Here is an 11,866-nt window from a genome sequence, read left to right on the forward strand (position 1 = left end):
GGGGTTTATAAGGTTATGCTAAATCCAAAGTTGAATAAACGCTGCTGAGGATACACCAGACCATTGGCAGCTCCAATTTCCGGATCTACGCCAAATTCCTTCGTATTGTCAATAGAGAAAAGGTTAGTTCCATTGGCATAAACCCTCAATGCGTTGATGCCATACTTGTTCAAGAACGCTTTGGGCACTCTATAGCCAATCTCCAGATTACGCAATCTCAAATATCTCACATTGGTCAACCAGAAAGTATTGTGTCTGTAAAGGTGGTCTGCGCCAAACCTTCTGATAGCAGGGTATGTTCCCTGCACCCATTCACTGTCTGCATTGAACAAATCTTCACGATGCCACCTGTCTTCAAACATAAAGTCCGGGGAGGTTCCGTTGTTTTGGAATGGGTATCTAAGCTCCCAGTTTCTGGTGAATGTCTGCATAGAAGCACCAGCAAAGCTAAAGTACAACTCGAAGCCTTTATAACTGGCAGAACCGTTCAAGCCAAAACTTACATATGGATTGGAACCTTCTGCATAACCAATCGGACGTTCATCCATTCCATTGATCAAGCCATCACCATTGACATCATCATAGATAAAATCTCCTGGCAATACATTTCTATTACCTTGCCCATCAATGTCCACTGGATAATTCTCAATTTGTTCTTGGCTTTCAAACCTGCCCACCACTTGGTAGCCCCAGTTGATGTTGGCCCATCGGCCTTCTTGGTCTGTTCGGTACTCATTCCAACTATTACCAAATCTTGGTTTGTATCTTTCGATCACCTTTAGTCGCGAAATGGTACCATTGGCGCTTAGCGAAAAGTCCACTTGCCCTGCTTTTCCGGTATAGGTAACAATACCTTCCATTCCTCTGTGTGCATCTGATTCCAAATTTTCAGATGGAAGGGTATAGCCTACCTCTGCTGGTAAAAGCACATCATAGCGACCTGCAGGAAGCCCTGTTCTTCTTCTTTCAAACACGTCACCTTGAACAAATAATTTACTATTGAACAAATACGCGTCCAAGCCAAAGTTTATATTGGTATTGGTAATCCAAGATAGGTTCGTAATCGGTAATCCTCTTGGATCAACTCCTGGAACGAAGGATCCATTTAAAACAGCACTACCTCCCGCAGTTGGAATAAAGTTGTAACCTGCATAGTAACTAAATGGAGCTACAATAAAGTCGTTGCTTCCAATGAAACGGTCATTACCTGTCTGCCCATATGAGGCCCTTATTTTCAGATCACTCAATACCTTTCCTTTGGCATTGGTCATAAATGATTCATCTGAAATTTTCCAACCTGCAGAAATGCCTGGGAAGAACCCAAAACGACTTCCATCAGCAAACAGGAATGAACCATCATACCTGGCCAATAATTCAAGGAGGTACTTTTCTTTATAATCATAGTTTACCTTACCCAAATAGCCTTCTCTTGCCTCTTGATAAATCTCATCAATCAACAAATCCTGGTCGGCAAAAGACATGATTGGGATATAGTTATTTGGCGGAACAGTGTGCACCACCATGTAGTGGGACTGTTGGTCCCATCGCTCGTAACCCGCAATGGCTGACAGGCTGTGATCGCCAAAGTTTTTGCCATAATTGATTTGGAACTGGCCCACACGGTCCACTGTATTTCTCTTTCTTCTTTCTCTCCAAGGATTTTGATTGCCCCATTCCGGACGCGTTTCGTAAGTATCGGTATCCTCGTTATAAATGTACCCATCATAGGTATACTCAAACCCGTCAAAGTCCAAAGTCGTGTAGTTATAAGAATAGGTACCTTTCATGGAAAGCCCAAAATCGAATTCGTACTGTGCGTAGAAGTTTCCTTTAATACCTCTCCAGACTTCATCCACATAACCTGTCACATCTTTGGTGTAAGTAGCAGGGTTAACATTAATATTGTGGACATCTCCATTTACATAATTTGGATTGTCATTCGCATATGGTCGCTCTGTAGGCCACATGGTAAAAATACTTAAGAATGGATTGAAATAGTCATCCAAACCCGGAACCCCTACTTGCTCCCTATTTTCGATCCTACCGCTGATCTGTGTCCCTACCGTAAATCCATCTGCCAAGGTCATATCAATGTTAGACTGGAAATTTGTCCTTTGGAACAAATAGTCATCGATCAAAGCGTCTTGGTTCAGGTGAGACAAAGAGAAGTAGTATTTGGTATTCTCAGAACCACCGATAGCACTACCGTTTAGGGAGTACTGAGGCACATTGGGCTTCATGATGAAATCATAATAATCAAAGCTTTGATACCCCTTTTCAGTTCCCTGCTGCCATTTCTGCAGCTCATCCGGAGTGATACTTGGCGAACCTCCAAGGTTAACTTCAGACTCCGCATTGGCTCTTAAAAACTGATAGGCATTCGCTGGCTTCGGGTACCGGGTGAAGTTTTGCAAACCATAATAGCCTGACAAATTAATTTCGGCCTTCTGGTTAGTCTTTCCCTTTTTGGTGGTAACCAATACCACACCGTTGGCTGCCCGCATACCATAAATTGCGGCAGAAGCATCCTTCAAAACGGTGATGCTTTCAATATCACTTTGCCCAAGGTTGTTGAATTGCCCTGCGTCGGAAGGAATTCCATCAATCACGAACAATGGCTGTCCCATGTTTCGAATTTGGATAGAAGCACTGGAACCGGGTCTTGCATCACCTTGTCTCGCTGTTACCCCCTGAATCTTACCGACCAAGGCCTCAGAGGTTGTTACGGAAGGGGTCTTGATCAGGTCATCTGACTTAACCTCCCCTACTGCTCCAGTGATGGTCCCTTTTTTCTGAACACCATAACCTACTACTACCACTTCACCCAGATCACTAAGGTTCTCTACCATGGTAATGTTAAAGGTAGTTTGGTTGCCAACCATTACTTCTTGGGCCTGAAAACCCAAATAGGAGAAAACCAAAATATTGTCCGAGGAGGGTACATCCAACTGGAATTTACCATCCAAATCAGTTGCCACACCAATCGAAGTTCCTTTCACAATAACAGAAACACCTGGTATTGGCTCACCTTCTTCATCCTTTACAGTACCTGAAACTGTAACATCTGCATTTTCCCTTAAAGTAAGTTTTGATTTTGAAATGGCATTGTTGTCGACGACCGTCGACCCATAAGCTGGAATTTGCTGACATAAAAAAATGCTCAGCAAAAGAAACACAGCAAGATTTCTGTGTAAATCTTCATATTTCATATTAGAGGGGTTTATTGATAATTAATGCTAATGAATAAAATCACTCCCTGCCTACGCAGGTACCGACGCCAATTGCTAATTGAAAACACCTTAAAACCCTTATCTATATAGACTTATGAATTAAAGTGTAATAATTACACTAATTATTTTTTCGAATATTAGACAATATTCAGCATCAATGCAAAAAATAAATGTAAATTCTACACTACTAATTTAATTTAACCGCAAAAAACTTTTCTTGAAAACGAATTATAATTTTGAAAAAATAAAACTTTACGCCATCAAGACCAATTAAAAATTAATTTTAAATTAAAAACAAAACAATAAACTAAAAACCAATCATCCCCACATTTTACCGCAAACGATTGAAAAAATATAACATTACTCTTGATAAATAAAAAAGGAGCGAATTTTTCGCTCCTTTTCCATCAGTTAAAATAACTATTCAGAATAAATTTCTGCTGGCCATTTATCATTGCTGATATTAATGTCCGGGATTACTTTATCCGGGTCAATTTCGATGCTCTTAACCTCTTTATCGGTTTTGTACAAATGGTTCCACTTATTACCTCTTTGCCAGATCTCTACAGGAAGGGTAAACCTTTCTGTGCTATTATCTTCAAATGTCACTTCTATAACCACCGGCATCGGAATTCCACCTTTGCTTGACAGTGCCAACACGTAATTTCCTCCGTATGGATAAACACCATCTAATGACAAGTCAATATTTTCATTTCCATAGAACCAGCCTTTCCAGAACCAGTTCAAGTTCTCTCCAGCTACATTTTCCATGTGATTAAAGAAATCGGTTGGCTGAGGGTGCTTAAATGCCCAAGTGCTGATATATGATTTAAATGCATTGTCAAATCTTTCATGCCCCAAGATGTACTCCCTTAACATGATCAAACCAATACCTGGCTTCATGTAAGCGGTCATACCAAGATTATTGACATTTACCACATCAGGATAAGTATCAATTCCCTCTCTCGTTTCTCTATTGAAATAAGCGATATACTTTCTGGTTTGGTTCAAGTCTGAAGGATATTCTCCATCATTGAAAGCCAAAGTGCTGTAATGGTTGATAAAGGTGTTGAAACCTTCATCCATCCATGGGTACAATCTCTCATTGTTTCCTACAATCATCGGGAACCAGTTGTGGCCAAACTCATGGTCAGTCACACCCCAAAGAGACTCCCCTTTACTTTTGTATCCACAGAAGTTAAAGCCAGGATATTCCATTCCTCCAATATCAGCAGCTACGTTAGTCGCGGTTGCGTAAGGGAATTCGTACCACATTTCAGAGTAGTGCTCGATTGAAGCTTTGCTGTACTCTGTGGATCTTGTCCAAGCTTCAATGCCATCACTTTCCTTTGGATAAGCAGATTGAGCGAGAATGGTTTTTCCACTTGGCAAGTTGATTCTTGCAGCATCCCAAATAAACGCTTTGGAAGAAGCAAAGGCTACATCTCTTGAATTCTCAATTTTAAACTTCCAAGTCAAAGTACCGTCCTGCTTCAACCTTGTAGATGGGTCAGCAACTTCCTCTGGCTTCAAGATATAAACAGTAGTATCACTCTTCATGGCTTGATCCATCCTGTTCTGCATTTCCTTGGACATTACCTCAGACGGGTTCAACAGCTTACCAGAACCTACTACGATATGATCGGCTGGAGCAGTAACTGCATATTCAAAATCACCATATTCTAAATAGAACTCGCCTGCACCCAAATACGGTTCTGTATTCCATCCTTTTACATCATCAAAGACTGACATTCTTGGATACCATTGAGCCAAAGCATAGATAGTTCCTTCCTCCACGTCCAATCTCCCCATTCGATCCATTCCCTTTACAGGTATTTTAAAGCTGAAGTCCATTTTAATGGTAGCTTCACCACCTTTGGCAGGCAATGGCTCCGAAAAGAAAACCTGCATCCTGGTATCACTAACCAAATACTTATCAGAAGCAGCTCCTCTTTTACCAACAGTGGCAGACACATTGGTAAGTTCATAACCTCCATCTGTATCTCCATTGTATCGGTTACCTTGGATTGGCGTGGTCAATGTTCCTCTAGAGTCCTCAGTAAACCTATTTTGCTCAAGCTGCAACCAAACAAAGTCAAGTGCTTCAGGGCTATTGTTGGTATAGTGAATGGCTATGCTCCCTGTAATAGTATGCTCTTCGTCATCAAGGGTTACATTAATCTTGTAGTCAGCTCCATTCTGCCAATAGTTTGGTCCTGGTTTGCCAGTTGCTGATCGATAAATATTTCCTCTGCGGTAGGTAAAATCATTAAATTCTCCTTGGTTGTTTTCTTCTACCTGTTGTGCACCCGCAAAATGCACTAAAAACAGTCCTAAAAACAGGAAAGAAAGTTTCTCTAAAGTATATCTCATAACTCGAGTTTTGTATAATATTTCGCCAAATTTACATAAAGATTGATGAAGTAGAAACTGAATTATTTTAACGGTAACATTTGTATCATTCTTTCTCCTACTCATTCTCCTTTTTCAAATTGCCCAAATCATGACTCATCATTCATGACTTATTTTTTTTACACTTCATTATCAACCACTTAATCTCTCTTAATATATTTTTTTGAAAATAATATTTGCACCTAAAGTTTTTACACCTACCTTTGCAATCCAATTAAACGATAAAAGATCGTCAAAAAGGGAATTTAGCTCAGTTGGTTCAGAGCATCTGCCTTACAAGCAGAGGGTCGGGGGTTCGAATCCCTCAATTCCCACAAAAGTTTTTGAAGGCCGTTCAAAGACAAAAGTGGTTTAAAATTTATTGGGAATTTAGCTCAGTTGGTTCAGAGCATCTGCCTTACAAGCAGAGGGTCGGGGGTTCGAATCCCTCAATTCCCACTTTCAAAAAGCTAATCCAAATGGGTTAGCTTTTTTTGTTTTCCATGATTTTATCTTAAATGGACTATTTTTTCACAACTGGCTTTCCATTAAACACTTGTATCCAAATCTGCCAGAAAATTTTACATCAGAAATACCCAATCATCGCTTTCAGAAAAACCTAAGACGCAACTCAAACCATAAAGGAATTATGGATTATACCATATTTGAGAGTATAGGTATCAAGAGTAAATTAAGATGGCTTGATGGAACAAGCCTGGAACCTTACATTCAATAACAATCCGTTCTTATTTGGCCTTTTTTCTTAAAAAAATCCAAGCCAAGCTCGAGCTGTCTTTTACAAATTTCATCTAGAGTATTTTCTACGCTGGCTTGCATAGCAAGCGAACCACAAATCATAATCACACCTCCTTGATTCAATAGTTCGGAGACAATTACTTCATCACTATTGATTAGATCCATAACATATAGATTTGGACGGTTCTCCTCTCGTGAGTATGCAAAATTGCTCTTGGTAAGCCCACCTTCTTGCATTGAGATTTTGGCCAATTTTTCAATTTCCATGGCCATCTTAGTCCTTCTTCTAAAACCAGCAAATAAGAACATCGGTACTTTATTTATGTTTTGAGACATCATCCCTACAAAAGGAGCTATTCCTGTCCCATTACAAATCATAATGATTCCTGAAGCATCATTTGGTTGATGAAAACTTACATTGCTCAACACCTCACCTTTGAAACTATCTCCCGTTTGTAAGCTATAAAGAAAACTGGACGCCAGGCCGTTGGGAATTAGCTTTACCGCAAGCTGTATATTTCTGCCACGCTTTCCAATAGAATACATTCTGGGGGAGGCCTCATTATTGGGGTAAACAGCAATCAAATCTCCCGATTGAAATTTATTAAACCTAGCCCCACGTAGAGTAATGAGGAACGAATTATCATCTGGGTCAAAATGATTTTCCAACACCTGAAACCTTTTCCGTCTTTTAGCTTTCAGTTGATAATCCGTTATCGAAGTTGATAAATTTACATTTACCTCTTGCTTCCATAAAGCAACCCATGAGGAAAATTCTTTGGGGCTTTTGTCATTAACTTCATGAATACGAATGGTTCTATTGGACCAATTACACTCTTCCATGAGCGTATCAATATCATGTGCAAATCGGCAATATGCAGGATATGATTTGGAGCCAAAACCCACTACCGAAAATTTCACCCCCATATTTTGAGGATACTTTAAGATCAATTTCTTCAAATGGGTAGCACTTGATGGAGCTTCCCCCTGACCATGGGTAGATGTAAAAATAAGCAACTCCTGAACAGCTGGAAAATAATGATAATCATTGGCATCCATAATATAGGAATGCCTTTTGTCTGTCAGCAATTGCCTATGAATTGAATTGGCAAAAGCACGGGTGCTCCCATTTTCTGAGCCCACAAGAATAACTATTTCGGCTTCACTGATATTCACAGGATTTTTATACCTCACCTTTTTTCTATGATAAGCAATGACCGTCCCTGAATAAATAAAGTAAAGAATATTCAATGCTGAAAAACCCAAAACAATAGACCAAATTAAACTACCCCTGCCCGTATGCAAAAGCTGACTAATCCCTACCAGTTTTGTGCTTGTTGGGTAATCAACTTGCGATACTACCTCTCCTGTATATTGGTCAATTAAATACTCTCCATGTTGGAGCTCTAATTTGTAAAAGTCTTCAGGTTCCTCAGTAAAAGGAAACTCCAGCCGCACGAATTCCTCAATTGGCACTCGCTTAAAAAACTCAATTTCATCGGGTAAAGTCAGTATATTATCCTCTGACGCTGAAACAATGCTTTGATCATGTTCTATGACAGGCTGACCAAGCCAACCTATTCCACTCAAAAACAGGTAGGCCCCTGATGCTGCCACTATAAGCACAGGAGCCAAAGACCATTTTCCTAAAACTGTGTGTAAATATTGAGAAGTACTATCCCTGGCTACTTTTTTAAAAAAAGACATTGAACCAGATGACCGCTTCACAACTAAAGCAAAGCCACTGATAGCAATAAGTATAAGCAAGAAAGAGGTAAGCCCTATCAGCCACCTCCCTGTTTGATGGAGAAACAACGAACGGTGAAGAGCGGTTACCCAGGTGATAAAATTTGACTGAGGTACATAATCCTCCATCCTATCACCCGTAACTGGATCATAATAACTGGTAAATGAATTCCACTCCTCATCCAACCCAACCACTTGAAGGTTATGACTTTCATCCAATGAGATCACAGAAATAGCTGGTACATCATACTGGGCATTATTAATTAGGTTCAGTAATGTAAGCTTCTCCTTCCTGGAAATGGAAAAGTTTTCACTTTGATTGACCGCAGCATTGAAACCCAAAATAGCACCGGTTACAGATGCAATGATCAAAAATCCACTTGCGATAAGCGCCAGCATAAAATGCGCAGTTCTCCATAGTTGTCTCACCATCGCATCAACATCACTTAACCTGCAATATCCTGACAAATCGAATATATCCTTGACCATCAATTTGACCTGACATATCAGATTCGTTAAGTTTTACTTCAACATCTTTTTGGTGATATTGGTTGTTTTCAACAGCAGACTCAAAACGCAGCTTGTATCCTTTATTGATTACTTCTTCATTCAATTCAAAAGCTAAAACGGTCCTTGCACCCCCAGAAACTGATGCTCCTGTAATACCGTCAATCTTTTGACCTGATTTTTTATAAAAACCATACCACTTTTCTAACGTGTCATACCACTTAGTATCCTCTCCCAAAACAGAAAGTGTTTTGAGATAATTTCCCTCCGGTCCAATCAAAGAAACAGTGATATAGGCGCCTTCTCCAACATAATTGGTCATCTGAACAAGGCATTTATATTTAGTAGGAGAAGCAGCATGGCCTAAGATGGCCATGCATACAAAAATGACTCCCAGAAGAACCTTTTTCCAAATTTTCATAAATACTATTTTAGGAATTCAACGGATATTTCATTTTGCTTTAGCTGTTCATTTGAAGCAGCCATGGTATATGCTGTTTCATCAAAATCGGTAGCTATATCCTTTTTAGCTCCAATGGAAACTAAGTACTTGAGTGTTTTATCATCTTTAGAGACCATAGCTGCACGATGAAGCGCAGTCAAGCCTTCTTTATTGGTAGCATTGATATCTATATTCAAATCAGCTACTGCCTTGAGAATTTCCACATTATTTTTTTCAGCAAGCAAATGGTAAAGTGTATTACCGTCTTTATCAGGAACAGTCAAGTCCAGGCCACTGCTTTTCAAAACAGCTAACTTTTCCTTGAATTGTTCTACAGCCTCATCAGCGTTTCCTCGACCTCTGCCTCCCACTCGGAAAGATGCAGCTAGGCCATTTAGTAATGTATTACCTTCAGCATCACTGATATTTACGTCCGCACCATTTTCCAACAGGAATGAGACAGTCTGAGCTGTAGATCGCTGAACAGCAGCCATAAGAGGTGTAACACCCTCTTGGTTGGCCAAATTGATATCTTTGACACTTGGGTAAAGTAAAGTAACAACCTTAAAATCCCTGGAACCAGCTGCATTCAAAAATGGACTGTTTCCATCCTGATCGAGATTCGCACCATCTACTCCTTTTGAAAGATAAAAGGCAACCGCTTCGGACTGATCATTCTTTTTGGTGACCAGGTTCAAAAGATTCTCTCCTTTATCTGTCATTTGGTTGGGGGAAATCCCTAAGTCTTCAACCAAATACTTGTGCACATCTACGTTAGTGCTCGTTCTGTAAGTAGCTTGAGCCGCCATAATCAAGGCACGACCATCATATTTCACTCCTCTTTTCAGTAATTCTTTCAGAAGGTTAACATCTCCAGATCTAGCTGCTAGATTAAAGGCCGTATTACCTTCATCATCCACTTCTTGAACGGAGGCACCTTTAGAGATAAAATAGTCCGTCAGGCTGAGGTCTTTGTCATAGAGCACTGATATAAGCAATATTGTCTGGCCATCCTTGGCGGGATATCTCTCATTCACATCGACCCCATGTTTTAGAAATGCTTCAGCCAAAGGAACAGTCAGGTTTCCCTGAAAGCCCGCAAAAGTAAAAGCGGTATGACCATTGGCATCCAAGAAATCTGCTGGTGACCCTTTTTCCAAAAGGTACTCTGTTGCAGATACATGTCCGCTATTAGCAGAAAGATGGATGTAAATTCTACCTTCATGTAATTTTCTGGTCAAATCCACTCCGGGTTGATTGACCAGAAACTTGACCACTTCAATCGGCGCTTCATTGGAAACCGCAAATGCCAAAGGGTCATCTGCTCCTATTACTTCGGAATAACTAAAACCTTTATCCCATTCTTTTTTGACTTCATCCAAGGTTGGATGTCCTTGCCAAAATTCTCTGGTGACCAAGGCTTTATCTTGAGCAAAAGTACCGGTCCACAATCCTGCTGCCAGTACAAACGTAAAGAGTTTCTTCATGTTTATGTAAAGAGAAAAGACAATCCCGAAGGAAACTAAATAGGAAACCAGCAGAATTGTCTTAGGAGATTTAAATGAAAAATGATTAGTAAGTTAACTTGGCAAGACCACCTATGTCAGTAGCCGACTCTATTTCAATACCTTTTGTAGCAGCAGCAGTCACAGGATCGATCACATATACAAATGGATTGGCATCAGTAGTGACAATAGGAATATAAGCTTTATCATCTGCAGAAAACGGCCATCCCGGAGAACTTGCAATGTTTTCTATAGCTGGAAGACCTGTCACCCAATTGAAAGTTTGTGTTTCTACATTCACGATTCCATACTGGTATGCCGGAGTATTAGTGGTTGCTTCCAGTTCATTATAAAATTCCAAAAGGAAGTATTTACCAGTCACATGCCATACTTTTCGGAAAGCGTACCCCTCTGCTTTATCCTGAATATTAAAGTAATAGGACGCATCAAATTCATTTTCACCTTTGTTGATTCTTAATGCACCTCCTTTTTTGGTACCATCCAAAGGATTACCAAATACATAGGTATTGCCTTCATCATCGTTTACAATCAATGAATACCTAGCAGACCTAAACCTTCCATAACCAGCCCCAATTCTATTATCTTTCAGAACATGTTGAACATTAAGATCAACATCTATTTGCACCACATACACACTGTCAACATCTCCATCAGAGACTTCCAGTGCAGAATAAAAAGTTCCATCACCATGATCAGCCACACCTATAGGGGAGGTTTCCAAGCCATTTTCTACTAAGTTAAGCGTAGTCAACTGCTTAGCAGTAACAGTTCCATCAGTGGTAAGATCTAAGAAATAAAAATTGGCTCCCACTGAATTGTCTGCAAAAGTTCTTCCTCCTCGAAGGGCCACCAGGTAATTTTCAAATGGTCCTAAAGAGGAAAACCCATGGGTCATCTGAAAACCGGCACCTACCTCACTTAATTCACCGTCTTCACCCAAGCTCCACATTCGTCCTACAGCCGGATTGCCTTGCCTATAAGATAGAGCAATTACTGCATCGGTACCATTGTAAGCATAATGTGTATAGGTATTGGGGTCCTCGATACCATTTGCAGTAGTAGTGGTAACCCCATCACTCAACCCATCGACTACAAGATTATAAGTCCCCTCACTCTTTTCTGCAGCAATAAAATACTTGGTTTGCGCTTCAGGCTCAGTAGGTATGGATGGTTCCGGATCATCCTCTGAGCAGCTTGCGAATGCAATAACTGCCAAGGATAGGCAGAATTTCCATAGTCTAAGATTTGTCTTCATCGTATTGGTAATA

At 40.2% G+C, this 11,866-nt stretch carries 6 protein-coding genes and 2 tRNA genes; 2 read left to right on the top strand and 6 right to left on the bottom strand.

What is annotated here, in order from left to right; genetic code table 11:
* Positions 1–5: 5 nt before the first annotated feature.
* Both JL001_RS02425 and JL001_RS02430 read right to left on the bottom strand, forming a co-directional pair.
* Positions 6–3,209 carry a TonB-dependent receptor gene (locus JL001_RS02425; protein ID WP_200974531.1) on the bottom strand — a complete coding sequence of 1,068 codons (3,204 nt, stop codon included), beginning with the start codon at positions 3,207–3,209 and terminating at the stop codon, positions 6–8.
* Positions 3,210–3,650: 441 nt separating this feature from the next.
* On the bottom strand, positions 3,651–5,603 hold the full coding sequence (locus JL001_RS02430; RefSeq protein WP_200974532.1) for a M1 family metallopeptidase: 1,953 nt from the start codon (positions 5,601–5,603) through the stop codon (positions 3,651–3,653).
* A gap of 278 nt (positions 5,604–5,881) precedes the next feature.
* On the opposite strand from JL001_RS02430, the gene JL001_RS02435 reads away from it, so the two are divergent.
* Positions 5,882–5,956: transfer RNA gene (locus JL001_RS02435), tRNA-Val, on the top strand.
* A gap of 49 nt (positions 5,957–6,005) precedes the next feature.
* Positions 6,006–6,080 (top strand) — tRNA-Val (locus tag JL001_RS02440).
* A 270-nt stretch (positions 6,081–6,350) separates the two neighbouring features.
* Here JL001_RS02440 and JL001_RS02445 read toward each other — a convergent pair.
* The 4 genes from JL001_RS02445 to JL001_RS02460 all read right to left on the bottom strand — a co-directional run bounded on the left by JL001_RS02445 (position 6,351) and on the right by JL001_RS02460 (position 11,853).
* Complete coding sequence (locus JL001_RS02445; protein WP_200974533.1) at positions 6,351–8,612, bottom strand: PepSY domain-containing protein; 2,262 nt, start codon at positions 8,610–8,612, stop codon at positions 6,351–6,353.
* Positions 8,566–9,051, bottom strand: a complete 486-nt coding sequence (locus JL001_RS02450) for a DUF2271 domain-containing protein (protein WP_200974534.1) — start codon at positions 9,049–9,051, stop codon at positions 8,566–8,568. Before JL001_RS02450 ends, JL001_RS02445 begins: the two co-directional genes overlap by 47 nt.
* A gap of 5 nt (positions 9,052–9,056) precedes the next feature.
* Complete coding sequence (locus JL001_RS02455) at positions 9,057–10,559, bottom strand: ankyrin repeat domain-containing protein (protein WP_200974535.1); 1,503 nt, start codon at positions 10,557–10,559, stop codon at positions 9,057–9,059.
* Positions 10,560–10,644: 85 nt separating this feature from the next.
* A complete protein-coding gene (locus tag JL001_RS02460; RefSeq protein ID WP_200974536.1) occupies positions 10,645–11,853 on the bottom strand; it encodes a DUF4374 domain-containing protein in 1,209 nt (402 codons plus the stop codon).
* Between the last annotated feature and the right edge of the window lie 13 nt (positions 11,854–11,866).

The sequence above is a fragment of the Echinicola sp. 20G genome, assembly GCF_015533855.1.
In the GTDB taxonomy this organism is placed as follows: domain Bacteria; phylum Bacteroidota; class Bacteroidia; order Cytophagales; family Cyclobacteriaceae; genus Echinicola.

What these genes read in the sequence shown, in the direction of transcription:
- JL001_RS02430 (WP_200974532.1), bottom strand. Translation starts at nt 5,603, where the DNA reads ATGAGATATACTTTAGAGAAACTTTCTTTCCTGTTTTTAGGACTGTTT.
- JL001_RS02445 (WP_200974533.1), bottom strand. Translation starts at nt 8,612, where the DNA reads ATGGTCAAGGATATATTCGATTTGTCAGGATATTGCAGGTTAAGTGAT.
- JL001_RS02425 (WP_200974531.1), bottom strand. Translation starts at nt 3,209, where the DNA reads ATGAAATATGAAGATTTACACAGAAATCTTGCTGTGTTTCTTTTGCTG.
- JL001_RS02450 (WP_200974534.1), bottom strand. Translation starts at nt 9,051, where the DNA reads ATGAAAATTTGGAAAAAGGTTCTTCTGGGAGTCATTTTTGTATGCATG.
- JL001_RS02460 (WP_200974536.1), bottom strand. Translation starts at nt 11,853, where the DNA reads ATGAAGACAAATCTTAGACTATGGAAATTCTGCCTATCCTTGGCAGTT.
- JL001_RS02455 (WP_200974535.1), bottom strand. Translation starts at nt 10,559, where the DNA reads ATGAAGAAACTCTTTACGTTTGTACTGGCAGCAGGATTGTGGACCGGT.